11 protein-coding genes are annotated in these 18,764 nt (G+C 45.7%); 3 read left to right on the top strand and 8 right to left on the bottom strand.

The window, feature by feature from the left end:
* Nucleotides 1–3 precede the first annotated feature (3 nt).
* From H6F98_RS06135 to H6F98_RS06100, 6 genes are all read right to left on the bottom strand, one after another.
* Nucleotides 4–771: a class I SAM-dependent methyltransferase gene (locus H6F98_RS06135; protein ID WP_192217780.1), complete on the bottom strand. Its 768-nt coding sequence runs from the start codon at nucleotides 769–771 to the stop codon at nucleotides 4–6.
* Between the two features lie 95 nt (nucleotides 772–866).
* On the bottom strand, nucleotides 867–1,667 hold the full coding sequence (locus H6F98_RS06130; RefSeq protein ID WP_192217779.1) for a bifunctional 2-polyprenyl-6-hydroxyphenol methylase/3-demethylubiquinol 3-O-methyltransferase UbiG: 801 nt from the start codon (nucleotides 1,665–1,667) through the stop codon (nucleotides 867–869).
* A gap of 111 nt (nucleotides 1,668–1,778) precedes the next feature.
* Entirely contained in the window at nucleotides 1,779–3,041 is a 1,263-nt protein-coding gene (locus H6F98_RS33370) for an ABC transporter ATP-binding protein (protein WP_192217778.1), read from the bottom strand.
* 315 nt (nucleotides 3,042–3,356) lie between these two features.
* Nucleotides 3,357–5,519: an S-layer family protein gene (locus tag H6F98_RS33955; RefSeq protein WP_277927525.1), complete on the bottom strand. Its 2,163-nt coding sequence runs from the start codon at nucleotides 5,517–5,519 to the stop codon at nucleotides 3,357–3,359.
* Between the two features lie 597 nt (nucleotides 5,520–6,116).
* The gene (locus tag H6F98_RS06105; RefSeq protein ID WP_192217777.1) at nucleotides 6,117–7,634 is read right to left on the bottom strand and encodes a calcium-binding protein; all 1,518 of its coding nucleotides are present in this window, start codon (nucleotides 7,632–7,634) and stop codon (nucleotides 6,117–6,119) included.
* A 321-nt stretch (nucleotides 7,635–7,955) separates the two neighbouring features.
* Nucleotides 7,956–8,789 (bottom strand): ABC transporter permease, encoded by an 834-nt coding sequence (locus H6F98_RS06100; RefSeq protein WP_192217776.1) that lies wholly within the window; start codon nucleotides 8,787–8,789, stop codon nucleotides 7,956–7,958.
* A gap of 387 nt (nucleotides 8,790–9,176) precedes the next feature.
* Between H6F98_RS06100 and H6F98_RS06095 the strand changes: the two genes are divergently transcribed.
* Nucleotides 9,177–11,471 carry a polysaccharide biosynthesis tyrosine autokinase gene (locus tag H6F98_RS06095; protein ID WP_192217775.1) on the top strand — a complete coding sequence of 765 codons (2,295 nt, stop codon included), beginning with the start codon at nucleotides 9,177–9,179 and terminating at the stop codon, nucleotides 11,469–11,471.
* A 145-nt stretch (nucleotides 11,472–11,616) separates the two neighbouring features.
* On the opposite strand, the gene fmt is transcribed toward H6F98_RS06095, so the two are convergent.
* Together fmt and H6F98_RS34385 are read right to left on the bottom strand one after the other, a co-directional pair.
* A complete protein-coding gene (gene fmt, locus H6F98_RS06090) occupies nucleotides 11,617–12,624 on the bottom strand; it encodes a methionyl-tRNA formyltransferase (protein ID WP_192217774.1) in 1,008 nt (335 codons plus the stop codon).
* A gap of 132 nt (nucleotides 12,625–12,756) precedes the next feature.
* The gene (locus H6F98_RS34385) at nucleotides 12,757–13,635 is read right to left on the bottom strand and encodes an OmpA family protein (protein ID WP_192217773.1); all 879 of its coding nucleotides are present in this window, start codon (nucleotides 13,633–13,635) and stop codon (nucleotides 12,757–12,759) included.
* A gap of 347 nt (nucleotides 13,636–13,982) precedes the next feature.
* On the opposite strand from H6F98_RS34385, the gene H6F98_RS06080 reads away from it, so the two are divergent.
* Both H6F98_RS06080 and H6F98_RS06075 read left to right on the top strand, forming a co-directional pair.
* A complete protein-coding gene (locus tag H6F98_RS06080) occupies nucleotides 13,983–14,834 on the top strand; it encodes a hypothetical protein (RefSeq protein ID WP_242058400.1) in 852 nt (283 codons plus the stop codon).
* A 577-nt stretch (nucleotides 14,835–15,411) separates the two neighbouring features.
* Nucleotides 15,412–18,663 carry an ABC transporter transmembrane domain-containing protein gene (locus tag H6F98_RS06075; protein WP_199348321.1) on the top strand — a complete coding sequence of 1,084 codons (3,252 nt, stop codon included), beginning with the start codon at nucleotides 15,412–15,414 and terminating at the stop codon, nucleotides 18,661–18,663.
* Nucleotides 18,664–18,764: the final 101 nt, after the last annotated feature.

Below are 18,764 nucleotides of genomic sequence, written 5' to 3'. Positions count from 1 at the left end.
CATTTACACAAAACATACAGGTACGATATCAATGTGCTTTTCTCCTAGACATGGCTGGCGCATTGGGAAGGCTTCGTTTGGATAAATACTTCTATCTTCATATATAAATGTTTGATACTTTTCAGGAAAATCTTTAGATGAAAATAGTTCTACTCGCGAAAATACTTGAGAGTAACGTTCATAGTAGTCTTCTCCAGGTGCTCTGACATGAAAGGTTTCTAGGGGGTTAGGTTCAGAATATTCCACAGTATTTTTACAAACAATAGGAACAGGTAAAATAGCTATTCCTCCTGGTTTCAAAACCCTTTTTATTTCGGAGATAGCCTTTAAATCATCTTTAATATGTTCCAATACGTGAGAGGCAAATACAAGATCGAATTCCTCATTCTTAAAAGGCAGTGAGGTTATATCACACTTGAAATCTACGTTGTTCATATATAGGTCAGCAGTTAAATAATCCCGAAATATATGTTTGAAATAATCTTTAAAAAATGATTCTGGAGCAAAATGCATTATCCTACTTGTTAAGTTATTATTTTGTTTTAAAATCTTGTCTAAAACTAACTTTTGAAGACGATGCCTTTCCATAGAACCACATCGAAAACATATTGCATATTTCCTCAATCCAGTAGCTGGAAAAAAATCATTGAATGGTCCATGATAACTACAAATAGGACATTCAAATTCTTTTTCTCTCACATTTTTCACTCTGTAATAAATCCCTCTAAGAATCGCCCTAATTTTGCTATTTAATTCTGAAGCAGAATTCATGGATAGATACTGAGGTAAGGACAGCATAAATATTATTCTTGTATTGCTGAGAAAAGAGAATTAGTAGACGGATATCAGCTCTTTATAATATGAGCTTAACGAAGCTTCTTATCAGGATAGGCTTCAAAACCAAGGTTTTTATGAACCAGAGAGAGCCTTTTTGACCTTTGCGGAATAAGCGCTCCAGGTTTGCTTGATAACAACTTGACAATAATTCGGTTGATAAATCCATCAGCTAAATGATTTTTATTAGCGCTCACCCAACCTTGGCGATTTCCAAGTACAGAATGGGCATAATCACCTTCATGCCAAACATCAACTTCTTGGTATGAGAGTACTTCTGTGCTTATGTCTTCCGCTAAAGCCTGAATTGCCGCAATGTTGACATCTTCATCCACAGGTTGGATCTCCTCAGGCATATTTTGGCGTAACCAGGCTAGGTGACGCGGAGTAGGAAATGCGAGAATAATTGCACCTTCATCACTTCGCAATTCCCTCAAAGCTTCATGCAATGCGGGTCTGTCTTCAAGAGCTATATGCTCATACACATCCATGAGTACAATCAAGTCAAATTTACCAACAAGCAAACCCTTCACAAGCGGCCCTTCGACAAAAGACAGTCTCGACGAGCCAAACAGTTTTCTGGCAATTTCCAGTGACCTGGAACTAACATCAAGACCCACAACCTCGGCTGCTGACCAGCGATAAGCCATCCTCCAGCAAATATCACCAATACCGCAACCAACTTCCAATATGCGTTGAGGGGTCTTGGGGGCCCATTGCTCAATAGTCAACCAAGCGCGTTCAACCCGTTGGTTTCCTTCGACAAATCCTCTTAGCTTACCAGTAACATGTTTGTCATAATAGGTCTTAACTTCTGTGAGAGATTGATTCATACAACCCTTGTTCTCGTCCAATAAAATTTCAATCGTATCTTCATCTTGAAATAAAAAAATTAGAGGTTATCGCTACTAACTTTAGAATAAATAATGTTAAAAACCTCCTTTTTACTTCCAAACTTTACTAGCTTCCCATTCGGCTTCTTCTACATATTTAGCAGTATTGGGTGACCAATAACCATCACGATACTTACCATAAGCTACCACCTCAAAGGGACAAAGGTTATCAAGTGTTTGGATTTTTTTGCCAGTAGCTCGTTCGGCAAAATGTACCTTGAGGTAGTAACGACCAATGTAAATTCGTAGTTTAGGTATTCGGCAAACTAGGTGAAAAACTCCTGGTTCACGACACATGGGCAGCTCCGAATCTAGTATTAAAATGTGAAGCACAGGCTGTTGAAGGGAATCATATACTTGGAAGGAAAGTGCAGCACCGTTTATCGGTATTGGTGTAGAAATTTCAAATTTTACTTCCATTAGCTCGCCATGAATTTGAGTGTTACTCGGCTCTGAAGTGTGCAATTCCACCCGTGTAATTCTTGGCTCTACAGAAGATGGTACATCTGTGTAGATCATTTCTTCATTGCATCCTTCGCTCAGATACACAGCAATTCCACCTTCAGTCGCCCCTTGGTAGACACATTGTCCTTTGGAGAGCATCAGACAACGCTGCGTCAGAGTCGAAATAGCTTGCATGTTGTGGCTCACGAAGAACACAGTTCTGCCTTGTTCAGCTACATCCTGCATCTTACCCAGACACTTCTTTTGAAACTGAGCATCCCCCACGGCTAGCACTTCATCCACAACTAAAATCTCTGGCTCTAAGTGGGCAGCCACAGCAAAAGCAAGGCGTACATACATTCCCGAAGAATAACGTTTCACTGGCGTATCTAAAAACCTTTCCACTACAGCAAAGTCAACAATTTCATCAAACTTCTTTTTAATCTCGGCTTTGCTCATTCCCAGAATGGCACCGTTGAGATAGATGTTCTCTCTACCAGTTAACTCTGGATGAAAACCTGTTCCTACTTCTAAAAGACTAGCTACTCGCCCTTTAATAGAAATGCGACCTTGAGTTGGTTCGGTAATGCGACTCAAAATCTTTAATAATGTTGATTTGCCTGCGCCATTGCGACCGATAATGCCAACGCGATCGCCCCTCTTTATCTCAAACGAAACATCCTTCAGTGCCCAAAACTCCTCAACCACTGGGTCAGACACTTTTTTGCCTACAGGCTTCAGCAACTTGCGTCCCAAAGACCTGGCTCCATTAGCCATTACATCCCGCAGCGCGGTGTAACGTTCCTGCCTTTGGTGACCAAGAATATATTTCTTACCGAGATTCTCGACCCGAATAACTGTATCAGACATACTATAGACAGGGTATCTATCTTGTAATCCAGCGCCTCTGTTAGTTCATCAGGACGAAACTATACAGGCATTCTTTACCTTGCTCAAAAAAAGGTCTCAGTTGTATCGAAACTGAATATGTACTTAGGAATTTAAGCAACTGCTATTAAATTCCTAGTTGGAATAAAATTTGCGATCGCTCAACTCTGTTCCTTCATTCAATCTCTGTTGAATTAATCAGGATAGATACTGAAAACTCGTATTACAAGAAGGTAGAAAAGGAAAAATGAGGAGTGGTTCATACCTCCCACTCCCCAAAGCATCCTCCCTACATGATTAGATTACAGAGGGTGACGAGAAAGATGAGGTGATGATAAAGTCATTAGCTGTAAGCGTGAGATTAGGTGCTAGCGTAGCAAACTGACCTCCACTACCAAAGCCATTTCCATTTCCATTTTCGTTGTAGAACAAGCTACCGTTAGTCGAGTTGTAGACAATGTCCGCCCTGTTCTTATCTGCCTGATTATTGTCGGTGACGATTGCAACCGAAAAGCGGGAAGCTGAAAGTCCCGAAAAATTGTTGTTGTCGGTATAAAGAACCATTTTGTCTTGACCACTAGTAAAGTCAGTGATCACATCGACACCCATCATTGCGAAAGAACTAGACGTTCCAGAGGCATTAGAGAAGAACTCGAAGCGGTCACTACCCCCCCCGCCGATTAGAATATCATTGCCCCAGAAGCCGACGAGGCGATCATTGCCTGCGTCACCAGTTATTAGGTCATTGTCTTCACCACCATCGAGATAGTCATTGCCTGCACCACCAATGAGGGTATCCTTACCAAAAATGCCATAGATGACGCTATTTAAGGTGGAGTTGGCTACTAAGTAGTTGTCAAGGCTTTCGCTAGCAGAAGCACGATAAGAGACAGCTTCACCCGCGAGATACACATTCTCGACATCGGTAAAGGCAGTATAGTTACGGGTAAAGATAAAAACACTATCCACACCTCCGCTTGGTGCTTCCACCACTTGGTCACCAACGCTGTCAATCACGTAAGTATCATCACCTGCCCCTCCGTTGAGAGTATCATTGCCTATACCCCCATTGAGGCTGTCGTTCCCGTCGCCCCCGTTGAGAGTATCGTTACCTGTACCCCCCAACAGAGTGTCATTCCCTCCTAAACCATCAAGAGTACTAGCTAATGCACCATTAGCGGCAAGGTAGTTGTTACTACTATTGCCCGTACCAAGGGTAGCGTTGCCCGTGAGATACAAATTCTCGACATCGTTGCCTAGGGTATAGTTAATGCTGACATAGACACTATCCACACCTGCGCCTGGTGCTTCGACCACTTGGTCACCAAGGCTGTCAATCACGTAAGTATCATCACCTGCACCCCCATTGAGAGTATCATTACCTGCTCCCCCCAACAGAGTGTCATTCCCTCCTAAACCATTAAGAGTGCTACCTAATGCAGCATTAGCTACAAGGTAGTTGTTACTACTATTGCCCGTACCAAGGATAGCGTTGCCCGTGAGATACAAATTCTCGACATCATTGCCCAGGGTATAGTTAACGCTGGCACGAACAGTATCTACGCCTGCGCCTGGTGCTTCCACCACTTGGTCACCAAGGCTGTCAACTGTGTAAGTATCATCACCTGTACCTCCGCTGAGAGTATCATTACCTGCTCCCCCATTGAGGCTGTCGTTCCCGTCGCCCCCGTTGAGAGTATCACTACCTGCTCCCCCCAACAGAATGTCATTTCCTCCTAAACCATCAAGAGTACTAGCTAATGCAGCATTACCGACAAGGTAGTTGTTAGCACTATTACCCGTACCAAGAGTAGCGTTGCCCGTGAGATATAAATTCTCGACATCGTTGCCCAGGGTATAGTTAACGCTGGCACGAACAGTATCTACGCCTGCGCCTGGTGCTTCCACCACTCGGTCACCAAGGCTGTCAACTGTGTAAGTATCATTGCCTGCGCCCCCGTTGAGAGTGTCATTGCCTGCCCCCCCATTGAGGCTGTCGTTCCCGTCGCCCCCGTTGAGAGTATCATTACCTGCTCCCCCCAACAGAGTGTCATTCCCTCCTAAACCATCGAGAGTACTACCTAATGCAGCATTAGCGACAAGGTAGTTGTTAGCACTATTACCTGTACCAAGAGTAGCGTTGCCCGTGAGATACAAATTCTCGACATCATTGCCCAGGGTATAGTTAACGCTGGCACGAACAGTATCTACGCCTGCGCCTGGTGCTTCCACCACTTGGTCACCAAGGCTGTCAACTATGTAAGTATCATTACCTGCGCCCCCGTTGAGAGTATCATTGCCTGCACCCCCATTGAGGCTGTCGTTTCCGTCACCCCCGTTGAGAGTATCATTACCTGCTCCCCCCAACAGAGTGTCATTTCCTCCTAAACCATCAAGAGTGCTATCTAACGCACTGTTGGCAACGAGAAAGTCATTATTCTCAGTTCCAGAAATATACATAAGAGTCCAAGTGAATTTTTGGGTGATTTTTGTAGAACATCAATTTAGGGTCGTCAGTAAGGTAAAATTCTGTTTTTAGGAGTTAAATCTTAGGACAGTTTTTATCCCAAATTAAGAAATAACCTTATCAAGATTTACAGTTAATGACAGCTATAATTGTTGCTCAAATCAATATATTAAGTTTAACTTGTCAATTTATTTATATTCTGAGAGTTTAAATGTATTTTGCAGACTACCTAGTCTTAATGAAAACTAAATAAATATTTCTGAATTGTATTTTTTTTGAATATAATTTTTGATTAATAGTGGAAATTATCAATAACTTTAACTAGATTTTTTAGTTAAAGCTTCAAACACTTAGGTCTATTAATGGAACGTAAAAACTCAATTTCTACTGCTTTTTCCTGTTAGGAAAGGAGAAGAATTAAGGATGAGAGCAAAAGCTCAGTACGCTAATGTTGGCATGATGTTCGCAGCAGAAAAAGAACAGAGAGGCTTTTGATGTTCAGCCTAGCCTGCCTAAGTCTAAAAGTATAGGGAGTGGTTCACACATTCCACCCCCTAAAGCCTCCTCGTTACATGATTAGATCAAGAGGATTACGAGAAAGATGAGCTAACTACAAAGTCGTTGGCTGTAACCATAAGATTAGGTGCTAGCGTAGCAAACTGACCTCCCTCACCAAAGCCACTTCCATCTCCATTTTGGTTGTAGAACAAGCTACCGCTAGTCGAGTTGTAGATAATTCTTGCACTATTGCTAGCTGCGTCATCATTGCTAGTGGCGATTGCAAACGAAAAATTGGCAGCTATAAGTCCAGAGAAATTGTTGGTGTATAGAACCATTTTGTCTTGACCACTGGTAAAGTCAGTGATCACATCGACACCTATCATTGCGAAAGAACTAGAGAAGAACTCAAAGCGATCACTACCAGCCCCGCCGATTAGAGTATCGTTGCCCCAAAAGCCGACGAGTCGGTCATTGCCTGCTCCCCCAGTAAGGCTGTCGTTCCCGTCACCTCCGTTGAGAGTATCATTACCTGTGCCCCCCAACAGAATGTCATTCCCTCCTAAACCATTAAGAGTGCTACCTAATGCAGCATTAGCTACAAGGTAGTTGTTACTACTATTGCCCCTAGCAGCAGTAGCGCTGCTTGAGAGAATCAAATTCTCTACATTGTCACCCAGGGTATAGTTAATGCTGGCACGAACAGTATCTACGCCTGCGCCTGCTGCTTCCACCACGAGGTCATCAAAACTGTCAACTGTGTAAGTATCATCACCTGCACCCCCAAAAAGAAAGTCAGCATCTGCCCCCCCATTGAGGATGTCGTTCCCGTCGCCCCCGTTGAGAGTATCACTACCTGCGCCCCCCAACAGAGTGTCATTCCCTCCTAAACCATTAAGAGTGCTACCTAATGCAGCATTAGCGACAAGGTAGTTGTTAATACTATTACCCGTACCAAGAGTAGCGTTGCCCGTGAGATACAAATTCTCGACATCATTGCTCAGGGTATAGTTAACGCTGGCACGAACAGTATCTACGCCTGCGCCTGGTGCTTCCACCACTCGGTCACCAAGGCTGTCAACTGTGTAAGTATCATCACCTGTCCCTCCGTTGAGAGTGTCATTACCTGCTCCCCCATTGAGGCTGTCGTTCCCGTCGCCCCCGTTGAGAGTATCATTACCTGCTCCCCCCAACAGAGTGTCATTCCCTCCTAAACCATCGAGAGTACTACCTAATGCAGCATTAGCGACAAGGATATTGTTAATACTATTACCCGTACCAAGGATAGCGTTGCCCGTGAGATACAAATTCTCGACATCGTTGCTCAGGGTATAGTTAACGCTGGCACGAACAGTATCTACGCCTGCGCCTGGTGCTTCGACCACTTGGTCACCAAGGCTGTCAACTATGTAAGTATCATCACCTGCGCCCCCGTTGAGAGTGTCATTGCCTGCACCCCCATTGAGGCTGTCGTTCCCGTCGCCCCCGTTGAGAGTATCATTGCCTGCTCCCCCCAACAAAGTGTCATTCCCTCCTAAACCATCAAGAGTGCTATCTAACGCACTGTTGGCAACGAGAAAGTCATTATTCTCAGTTCCAGAAATATACATAAGAGTCCAAGTGAATTTTTGGGTGATTTTTGTAGAACATCAATTTAGGGTCGTCAGTAAGGTAAAATTCTGTTTTTAGGAGTTAAAGTTTAGAGTGGTTTTACCTCTATTAAAACTAATATTTCCTTTAGATATTTACGCTAGCTCAACGCTTTTTTTCTGTTCAATTCAACTCTATCAAGTTTTGTTTATGATTCAATTTATATTCTCGAAGTTTAAACAACTTTTATAATTGATTGACTTTATTTGAATTTAGACAAAGTTCATTTTTTAGCTTAGAGAATATAATACTCTTGAAAATATTGGATAGCTTTATTTCTGTTAAATCACGTCTGCAAATGTGCGTTCCACCTTACGAAAATACCAAACACCACTAAGAAGTAGCAGCACTACTAACCCTATAGAGAGCATGAATCCTGGTAAATAAAGATTCGATTCCTCACCTAAAATTGCCCAACGGAAACCATCAATTACTCCCACCATTGGATTGAGAGAATAGATCCAACCCCACTGGGGAAACCGTTGGAAGACAATATTGCTACTAAACCCAACTGGCGAGATATACAAACCAAACTGCACAATAAACGGCACAATGTAGCGAAAATCCCGATACTTCACGTTCAGTGCTGCCAACCACAACCCCGCTCCAATTGAGGCGGCAAAAGCAATGCCGATAAACAACGGTAGCGTCACAATACGCCAACTAGGTACGAAGTTGTACCAAGCCATCAGTGCCAGCAAAATCATCCCCGAAACCAGAAAATCCACAAAGCTGACAATCACCGCGCTGGTAGGCACAATCAAGCGGGGAAAATAAACTTTAGAAATCAAATTTGCATTGCTAATCAAGCTGTTACTGCATTCAGACAGCGCATTTGCAAAAAACTGCCAAGGTAGCAATGCTGCAAAGACCAGAATAGGATAAGGCGCATCCCCAGACGGTAAGTTTGCCAGTGTGCCAAACACCACACTGAAAACAATCATTGTTAAAAAAGGTCGAATCAGTGCCCAAGCAATGCCAATCACCGTTTGCTTGTAGCGCACCAGAATATCACGCCAAGCCAGGAAGTAAAATAATTCTCGATAACGCCAAAGGTCTTTCCAATACTGGCTTTCTGTCCGACCTGCTTCAATAATCAGTTCTTTAGTGTGCATCTATATAAATTAAGTTAGAAAGCAGAGAGCTTCTGGATGTAGGATAAATAGCAAGTCTTACACTTGCTTTACAAAATGAACTAAGATTGCTGCCCAAACAGCCAATAACACTTACTTAAGTAACAAATAATACCCAAGTTTGCTCTAAGAATCCGGATAACACCACTCAGGGACATACGCCCAAAAGAATTACCACAGCTCAAATCTTTCGCCAATCACTAATCTTGGATCTATTCAAACCTTCAAAAGTTTGTCCTGATAGACGGCACAAGTCCTGTATCAGTAATTGGTAACGCTTGAGGAGAGGGGTAATCCTCGCGATCGCTTTTTCTAGCATCGAGAGAATCAACCTTACCTTCCTCGCGCAAACTTCAGTGTTTTTGAACTATGGGTCCAGATGGAGATTATCAGCCGATGCCGCCTTACGGTAGCGGTAATCAGGCACCCCACTTGTCTTCACTCTACACAACTGGGTTATCTGAAGACGAAGACAAGTTCGATCTACGCAAGATACTGGCGATCGCTCGTCGTCGGCTAATCATCATTGCCGGAGTAGCGATCGCAGTTAGCTCTGGAGTCGCCTCCAAAGTCTTGAAGCAGGTTCCCAACTATGAAGGCAAGTTCCAGCTTTTAGTGGGACCCGTGTCTGGTGAAGACCAGGTTGATAAACTCACTCAATCCCTCAGCCAAAACGCTGGTATCAAAGTCCAGGGACCCGACTACCAGACTCAAATCCAAGTCTTGTGGAGTCCCCAGGTTATCTCTCCCATCCTGAAGAACATCCAAGCTCGATATCCAGAAATTGACTACGACACCCTCAGAAGCAAGCTGGCTATCTCCCGACTAGCAGAAACCAAAATTTTAGAAGTTCGCTACCAAGACTCAGACCCCGAAAAAATTCAGTTTATCTTGAAGGAGCTTGCTGAGGGCTATGTCAAGTACTCTCAAGTTGAGCAGCGCAACAGCGTAAAACAAGGACTCGAATTTGTTAATACCCAGACAAAGGAACTCCAAGGTCGAGTCAAAAGCCTTCAGCAGAAAATCCAGGAGCTGCGCGAAAATTACCGAATTGTCGATCCAGAAACTCAGGGTACACTGTTAACCAATCGGATTAGCGAAGTTGTCCAACAACGCCAAGAAGCCCAAACTCAGCTAGATGAATCGAAACAACTCTATGTAGAGCTACAGAGTCAATTAGGTCAGTTGGGGGTAACACCCGACCAAGCGATCGCAGCAACAGCCCTGTCAGAAGGCCCCCGCTACCAAGAGTTACTCGACAAACTGACTGAACTAGACACGAAGATTGCCACTGAGTCAGCGCGATTCACAGAAGAAAACCCAATCGTTCAAAGACTGGTCGAAGAAAGAGAAAGATTACTACCTCTGATTGAGAAGGAAGCCTCAACAGTAATCGGCAATAGTACTTCCGGTGTCCCTAGCGATGCCCCATCCTTAGCATCCCCTAGTTCCATTCGCCAAGACCTAACTCAAAAGCTAGTCGAGACAACTAATCAAATCGAGCTTCTGGAAGTCCGCACTAGAGAGATTGCCGCTGCGGAAAACCTGCTAAATCAGCAAATCACAAATTTGCCAGCCATTGCCCGTCGTTACACAGATTACCAACGGGATTTAAAGGTTGCAACAGAAAGCCTAGGTCGCTTTCTCGCCGTTCGAGAGACACTACAAATAGAAGAATCCCAAAAAACCCCGCCCTGGCAGAAGCTTTCCGAGCCAAAACAACCCGAAGCGCCAATCTCACCCAACGTACCACGCGGTCTTGTCCTCAGCGCGATCGCAGGATTACTCGCAGGCGCTGGTGCTGGGTTGCTAGCCGAAAAGCTCGATAAGGTGTTTCACTCTCCCGACGAACTCAAAGACAGCACTGGCTTACCTGTATTAGGAACCATCCCCTTTACAAAAGAACTCAAGGCACGCCGCACCAAGCCTGGTGAAGCCACACCCGATCCAGTAGAATTTCACGGTCGCTCTTATGGTGGTTATAGTGCCTCTCCCTTATTAGAAGCCTTTCGCTCACTCAATACCAACCTCCAGTTTCTCAGTCCCGACCAACCAATTCGCTCGTTAGTCCTCAGTTCATCGGTTCCCGCCGATGGTAAATCCACCGTAGCCACCTACCTAGCACAAGCCGCCGCCGCAATGGGACAACGGGTATTACTCGTAGATGCCGATTTGCGCCGTCCTCAGGTTCATGTACGAACCGATTTACCAAACGTGTGGGGACTGAGTAATGTCATCTCTAGCGAAATTAATGTTGATGATGTAATTCAGCGATCGCCTTTGGAAGACAATCTCTTTGTTCTAACAGCCGGCCAAATCCCCCCTGACCCAACTCGGCTTCTATGTTCCAAAAAGATGCGAAACTTAGTTGAACGCTTCCAAGAAGCTTTCGACCTGGTAATTTTTGATACACCCCCTCTCCTGGGTCTAGCTGACGCTCGACTTCTCGCCGCTCATACCGATGGAATCGTCATGGTTGTAGGACTCGGCAGAACCGATCGCGCCGTATTGACCCAAGTTCTGTATGGGTTAAGAACCTCTCACGCCCGTGTTCTAGGCCTCGTTGCCAATGGTGTCAAAGGTTATACAACTAGCTCCCCAGACTACTATCACCATTACTATGCCCAGTCTCCTCAAGGAGAATATACTTCCGCAAGACAGTAAATTTTCAGTTTCTTCTGGGTCGCCTTTAACATGCCGAGGTCGGGACTTCTGAACTTCTGAACTTCTGAACTCCTGTATTCTTCTTGGTCAACCCAGAGGGGTTCTGCGACTCTTGCGGCTTCTATAAACCCTCAAAACCAGAACTTTAAACGTAGCCATTACCTAGAACCTCACCCACCATTAAACGCATTCCATTGGCAAAATCCCAGCCAGACTGAGGGCGCTTGCCAGCTAGCTGCACTTCCCACAACAGCAATAGCCCCTCTCCCGTTTGAATAATTGGACCAATCCCCTTGACAATTTTCATCACTTCTCCTGTACGCTCTGACTTTCCAGCAAGAGAAGACAACTCCTGCTCCAGCACTGTTAACTCCGGAGGGAGTTGGGATAGGTAAGCCGAGTCAAGGGGAGCAGTGGTAATAATTTTTAGAGCTTTGTCTCGAAATGAGGCAACGCAGTTTGGGATAAATCCCCTCACCTGATTATGTAAATCAATTGCAGGGCGTGACCAATCCAGGCAATAATCAGACTTTTGAATCAATGGCGCATAGGTAGCTTGGGATTCATCTTGTGCGATCGCTTGAATCTCCTGTTTTCCCAGTTTCAGGAGCGTTTCAACTAATAAATCAGCTCCGGAACTTGCCAGCGTCTGGGCTAACTGGTGAGCATTATCCAATAGCTGAATCGGTGTGTAAGCCTTCAGCAGCATTGCTCCGGTGTCCATCCCCGCATCCATCAGCATCGTTGTGATCCCAGTTTCTGTCTCGCCATGATACAGACCCCACTGAATCGGAGCAGCCCCCCGATACTTCGGCAGAATTGAGCCATGAACATTAATACAACCCAGCTTTGGCATATCGAGAATCTCTTGAGAGAGAATCTGTCCATAGGCAACGACAACAAAGACATCGGCTTCTGTCTGACGTAACTGGGTGAGAGTATCGGCATCCTTCTTCACCCGCTTCGGTTGCCAAACTGGTAGTTGATGCGTTAGAGCAACGGCTTTTACGGGTGAGGGAGTCAATTGGTTACCGCGCCCTCGACGCTTATCTGGTTGGGTAACGACACCCAAAACTTCAAATTCAGAATGGTTAACTAAGCGTTCTAAGCTAGGTACGGCGAATTGAGGAGTACCGAAGAAAACAACTCTCATTAGGGAATTGGAAGAGGGAGCAGGGGAGGTTGGGGAGGCAGAGGGCAGAAGCAGTAAGAAAAATTTTCATTCCTACTCCTGCGGAGAACGCTACGCGAACGTTGTGAGCTTTCGTCTTATGGTGCCTAACTTCTAATTAATCGCAATCTCAACTCGGCGGTTTCGTTGTTGATTAGGTGCAGACTCGTCGGTGACAAGGGGATAAGTTGCGCCGTAGCCGACTACTAACCATCGGTATTCACCATCTAAGGCATTGGCAAAATATTGCTCAACGGCTTTAGCGCGGCGAAATGACAATTCTCGATTGTCTTCGGCTTCCCCTTTCGAGTCAGTATGGGCACCAATGCGGATGGTACTGGAAGGATATTTTCGTAAATCCGCGACGATTTTGTCTAAAATTAGACCCGCCTCGGAACGTAAAATACTGTTGCTCTCTTCAAATAAAAGGTCGCTGGGCAATGTTACCTTCAATTTGTCAGATTGAACAATAGACACAGAGGATGCCCCAATTTGGTTAGCGCTGACGCTTCCTAACGACGTAGCATTTGTACTGTTAGCAGGTACGTCTTGGATTTGTAAAGCGATCGCTTCTAGTCGTGTGTCGAGAAATTCATTGGAGCGACGGATACCGAGTTGACTTTCCAGAGCCACAACAGCATTGCTTAATGCTCTAAACTGATTTTGTAATTGTGTCAACTCGGCTTGTGCCTGTTGTCGTTGTACAGGTGTTAACTGTAGTGACGAATTGCTGGTATTTGCAGCAATTGTTGGGCTGGTATCGGGCGCGGTTACTAGTGCCTTATTTTCAAGACGCTCTAGTAGCTTAATGAGTAGAGGTTTCTCTGGACTCGGATTAGGATAGATGTTCGCAAATGCAATGCCCGAAATTAGGGCTAACCCCCCACCAACGCCTAGGAGTAGCAGTCGGAAAATTAGGACGAGTAACCACGGTTGCCGACTGCTCGGTTTGTCAGGGGAAGTCTTAGCTGCTGAATTAGCGGATTGGGTCACCGATTTTCCTGAATTTTATTCAGACCACAGAAGAATAATAAAGAAAATGGAGAATTTGATCATGCCCTATTTAGGGTAAAAAGTCGAAGCCCATTACTAAAATAGGGGAGGATAACATCAAAATTCGTAAACACGAAGTGAAAACTTTCGTAAATGAGTGAGTTGATGGATTCTTAAGTTGTTATACATAACATAAGGAACTGCGGCAGCATTCCTTGGGCGTTGCTCCTCACACAAGACGCGCCGTTTAGCAACCTCACCCTCCATCAATGCTTAAAAGAATAGTCTGTTTAGTAGGATGGTTTCGCGAACAACCATGCCGAATGCTTTTAGCCGCTCTAGTCCTTATGGCACATAACCTACCTGCTCAGGCAGACTCTGTGAATGTGCCTATGGTCGTAGACCCATCATCACTAAATCTACCTATGGTCGTAGACCCGTCATCGGTGCCCTCTTCCCAGCCCTCAATTGAAGTACCTGTTGAAGTGCCTGAAGAAATCGCCCCCGACATGCTTGAACTTGGAGTACAGCTTGACCCTCTGGATAGTCCCCATCCCGTACCTTGGAATTGGGTACTCGCTACCCAGGCTGAAGTGGGTACTTCAGAAAATTTTGGACCACGTTACTATCGCAGCCAATCATTAATTTCTCCCGACGGTCAGTATGCTGCCTATAGTCGCATTCAGATGTACGCGCAGCCGGAACTCTACCGCAGCCGCGTGACGAGTGTGATGTTTCTGGAAAATTTAGAGACGGGAGACTTGCGAACGATCACGGCTTCTTCTCCCTTGGCTGATAATCCCTTAGTCAGTAATCAAGACGCGGATATGCCGGGGACGATCGCAATTTTAATTCCAGTCTCTTGGTCACAAGAAAGCGATCGCATCTTAGCGCGACAGTTTGAAGGCATGTTTAGTACATCGGATGCCTCTGATTACGCCGTAATTTGGGATCGACGGCAAAATCGTACCAGTACCATTGCACCGGAACGAATTCAATACTCTAACGCTGTCTTGTTGGGTTGGAGTCAAACCAATCCCGATCAAGTTCTCTTTCGTGCTGGAGAATTGGGAGATGAACACCCACCTGTATGGGCTGTTGATTTCATGGGTCAAACCGCCCTTGCTTATGAAGACGAACCGATGGTTTATGGTCAAGTCATGAACCAAGTTTGGGCGGGTCCCCAAGCACGTTGGTAATTATACTATTTCACTTTCTTGTTAGTAGTTGGAAGAAGACGGAGAAAAAGGGAGGAGGAAACCATAATATGTTTCCTCCTCCCTTTTTCCTCTGTGTGTTCTTACTCCACTTAGCCTGAACTGACGCATATAGAAGTCGCCAAGGCAATTAGGACAAAGTCAATTACTGAAACCTAGACTAGTTAATCTTTTTCCTTCTGCATAAAAGCCCTCTGCCCTCTGCCGTTTGCTATATCTACTTTTGAACCACCATCACCATCTGTCGGGCGCTCTTGCTTTGCTCCCGTCCGATATCTTGCCTCTATGCGTAAGTCCTATTAGCGATAGCCCAATAGTCTGTTAATTAATCTTTATAACCGAATAGGCATAGTCAATCGCTAACATCATAGTACACTCATGCGAGGTCTCCCCACCTGACTCTGCAAATAGGCTACTGGCGATGAAAGCCCTAGCCGGTTTAATGAGTTTAGTCGTGGGTATTGGACTGATGGCTCCCCGCTTCTCTCACTCTACGGCTAGGGTTCTCTTTAGTCATGAGGTAGTTCTTGCAAAGCTAAGAGGCTAACTGATGAATCAGATGTTAGAAGTTCAAGGCTTACCTAAGGCTCAGAACCGACAAGACGGTTATTCGAGCATTCCCAACATTCTCCAGCTCTTGAGGCTAGCTCAAGCCGACACAAACTTTGCTTCGGAATTTAGCCAAATTTTTGAAGTTTGTGAGTTTCAACTTGGCGACTCAATTTTTGACTATAGTGCATCCCTGCCGCCAGATAATTCTGTTCATGGTAAACAAGATGAACAAAATAACTGTAGCTTTTTCATAGTTGGTCAGGGACGGGTGCGCCTACTTAGCTTTGATGCGGTGCAGGGAAGAGATGTTTCGGCACTTGTGCTGGAGCCAGGTGAAATCTTTGGTGCTAACGAGTTATTGGGCAATATCTCTGAGCAAAATAGTGCAGTCGACGGAGTTAGACAAAAGGCGATCGCCTCTGGCACCCCCCAAAAGGCGATCGCAGCGAGTCCCGGTTTTGTGGCTCGGACTTCAACGCAGCAACTCAAGCCTTGGCTGGAACAACTCCCCAATCTAAAAGAATACCTGCGACAACAGGCAATCTGGCGGCAATGCCTATTATTTCTCAAAACCTCTACAGAGTTACGAGACTTGACGAGCCATCAGCTACGGCAACTGTTCCCCTACTTAATAGAAAAACGGATTGAGGTTGGCTCGTCTTTGGTTGAGTCAACTCCTTCAGAGTTTGGGCGCTTCTGGCTACGCCGTGGAGAAATTCAGAGCCGACAAGATGCTCACCATCCCCCCACAGTAGGGCAAAGCTGGGGATATCCCAATCCAACACCTTGCGATTGGATTGCCGAGACTGATTTGGTCGTCTATCAGCTTCCCACAGAACACTGGGAGGCAGCCCAAGCCATTGCCCCAATTTTAGCCGCTACTACCTCTCCAAAGTCGCCTCAACCAACTACAGCTACAGCAACTCAGAATGGTCGCGGTACACTCACAAGTCGATTGACGAATCAGACTCGGATTCAGTCTGCACCAGTTCCTCATCCGCCCAACAGGGCGAGAACTATTACTCAAGCTAAATCCGACACCTTAGAGCAGCCAACCGCTCAGAGCATCACTTTTCCTCAACCCGCGTCATCGGCTCATCGGCGTCGAGGATTTTGGCGACGCTATCCTTTCATCCAACAGCAAAGCACTTCCGATTGCAGTGCTGCTTGTCTTGCAATGATAGGACAGTACTGGGGAAAACGGTTTAGCATCAATTCCATACGCAATCTAGCTGGAATAGATCGTGCTGGGGCATCCCTCAAAAGCTTAGCTGCCGCTGCAGAACGCTTAGGATTTCATGTACAACCTGTCCGGGCAAGTTTGAATCGTTTAGTTAATCAAAATAATCCTTGGATTGCTCACTGGCAAGGCGATCATTATGTAGTTGTCTATGGAGCAAAGGGTAACCGTATCATGATGGCTGATCCCGCGATAGGAAAGCGATCGCTTTCCTTGCAGGAATTTCAGGACGGCTGGACTGGATACGCTCTGTTGCTCGATCCTACTGCTCAACTGCAAGCGGCTCAAAGCGAGAAAAACTCTCTAAACCGCTTTTGGCGTTTGCTTTTGCCTTACCGCTCCTTAATCGGGCAAATTCTCCTTGCCTCTGTGTTCATCCAGATTTTCGGGCTGATTACCCCTCTATTTACCCAAATCATTCTGGATCGGGTTGTTGTACACAAAAGCTTTGCAACCCTACATGTCTTCGCAATTGGTCTACTTTTATTCGGCGTTTGGCGCATCGGCGTAAGTACCGTTCGCCAATACCTACTAGACTATCTTGCCAATCGGTTAGACCTTACCCTGATTAGTGGCTTTATCAGCCATACCTTAACCTTACCCCTCAAGTTTTTTGAATCGCGCCATGTGGGTGACATTATTACCCGCGTGCAGGAAAACCGCAAAATCCAAGTGTTTATGACGCGCCAAGCGGTCACGGCGTGGTTAGATGCCTTAATGGCAGTGATCTATTTGGGGCTGATGGCTTATTACAATTGGCAACTCACCCTTTTGGTACTTGCCCTAATTCCCCCGATTGTCATTTTGACTGTTGTCGCAAGTCCCTTTTTAAGGGCAGTGTCACGGGAAATCTTTAACGAAGAAGCAAGGCAAAACTCGTCACTTGTCGAAATGATGACGGGTGTTGCGACCGTAAAAGCCGCCGCCGCCGAGCGAGAGTTGCGCTGGCGTTGGGAAGACAGCTTAACCAGCACCCTAAATGTACGATTTCGGGGTCAGAAACTAGCAAATGGCTTACAAGCAACAGGCGGCTTTATTAATACTCTTGGGTCAACGGCTTTGCTGTGGTACGGGGCAACGCTTGTCATTCGGGGAGAACTGAGTGTTGGACAGTTTGTGGCGTTCAATATGATGATTGGTAACATCATCAACCCTGTGCTAGCACTGGTGAATCTTTGGGATGAGTTTCAAGAAGTTATGGTTTCTGTAGAGCGGCTGAATGATGTTTTTTCCGCTCAACCTGAAGAAAGTCCTCAAAATCCTCTGCTGGTTCTGCCTCGGTTACAGGGTGAGGTGAAACTAGAAAATGTTACGTTCCGCTACGATCAAGACCAGGAGCGCAACACTCTACAGAATATTGCTTTTGAGGTTATGCCGGGGCAAACTGTTGCAATTGTCGGTCGCAGTGGTTCGGGCAAGACTACTTTAGTCAGTCTACTACAGGGCTTGTATCAACCTACGAGTGGTCGGGTATGTATTGATGGGCATGATATTCGACACGCTTCTCCCCAGTCTTTACGAAGTCAGCTAGGTGTTGTGCCGCAGGAGTGCTTCCTATTTTCGGGAACGATCTTAGAAAATATCACCCTGTACGCGAGTGACTTCACGCTGGAGCAAGTGGTTGAAGCGGCAAAGCTTGCGGAAGCTCATGCGTTTATTCAAGATATGCCGTTGGGATACCACACGAAAGTTGGGGAACGGGGCACCAATCTCTCCGGCGGACAACGGCAACGAATTGCGATCGCACGCGCTCTGTTGGGTGACCCCCGCATACTGCTTTTAGATGAAGCAACTAGTTCTCTAGATACCGATTCTGAGCGGCGATTTCAGCAGAATTTAGCTCGGATTAGCCACGCCCGTACCACCTTGATTATTGCCCACCGTCTCTCTACCGTTCGACACGCGGATTTCATCCTCGTTCTTGATCGAGGCATTCTGGTTGAGCGGGGGACTCACGATGAGCTGATAGCGCTTCAAGGTCTTTACTACCATTTAGCACAGCAGCAGCTCGACCTTTGATACTACGGGTATTAGTCAGCTACGGGATTCTAGAAAATAGGCAGGGGAAGTTAGAGAGGAAGATTTTCATCTTCTGTGGCGGATTCGCCGCCATAGTGCCT

The sequence above is a fragment of the Microcoleus sp. FACHB-SPT15 genome (assembly GCF_014849525.1).
In the GTDB taxonomy this organism is placed as follows: Bacteria; Cyanobacteriota; Cyanobacteriia; order Cyanobacteriales; family Coleofasciculaceae; genus Symplocastrum; species Symplocastrum torsivum.
The sequence above is the reverse complement of the archived record's forward strand: the minus strand, read 5'-3'. Positions and strand labels throughout refer to the sequence as shown.

Excerpts from the sequence above, each read along its gene's own strand:
- H6F98_RS06135 (WP_192217780.1), bottom strand. The coding sequence starts at position 771 with ATGAATTCTGCTTCAGAATTAAATAGCAAAATTAGGGCGATTCTTAGA.
- H6F98_RS06130 (WP_192217779.1), bottom strand. The coding sequence starts at position 1,667 with ATGAATCAATCTCTCACAGAAGTTAAGACCTATTATGACAAACATGTT.
- H6F98_RS33370 (WP_192217778.1), bottom strand. The coding sequence starts at position 3,041 with ATGTCTGATACAGTTATTCGGGTCGAGAATCTCGGTAAGAAATATATT.
- H6F98_RS33955 (WP_277927525.1), bottom strand. The coding sequence starts at position 5,519 with ATGTATATTTCTGGAACTGAGAATAATGACTTTCTCGTTGCCAACAGT.
- H6F98_RS06105 (WP_192217777.1), bottom strand. The coding sequence starts at position 7,634 with ATGTATATTTCTGGAACTGAGAATAATGACTTTCTCGTTGCCAACAGT.
- H6F98_RS06100 (WP_192217776.1), bottom strand. The coding sequence starts at position 8,789 with ATGCACACTAAAGAACTGATTATTGAAGCAGGTCGGACAGAAAGCCAG.
- H6F98_RS06095 (WP_192217775.1), top strand. The coding sequence starts at position 9,177 with ATGGGTCCAGATGGAGATTATCAGCCGATGCCGCCTTACGGTAGCGGT.
- fmt (WP_192217774.1), bottom strand. The coding sequence starts at position 12,624 with ATGAGAGTTGTTTTCTTCGGTACTCCTCAATTCGCCGTACCTAGCTTA.
- H6F98_RS06080 (WP_242058400.1), top strand. The coding sequence starts at position 13,983 with ATGGCACATAACCTACCTGCTCAGGCAGACTCTGTGAATGTGCCTATG.
- H6F98_RS06075 (WP_199348321.1), top strand. The coding sequence starts at position 15,412 with ATGTTAGAAGTTCAAGGCTTACCTAAGGCTCAGAACCGACAAGACGGT.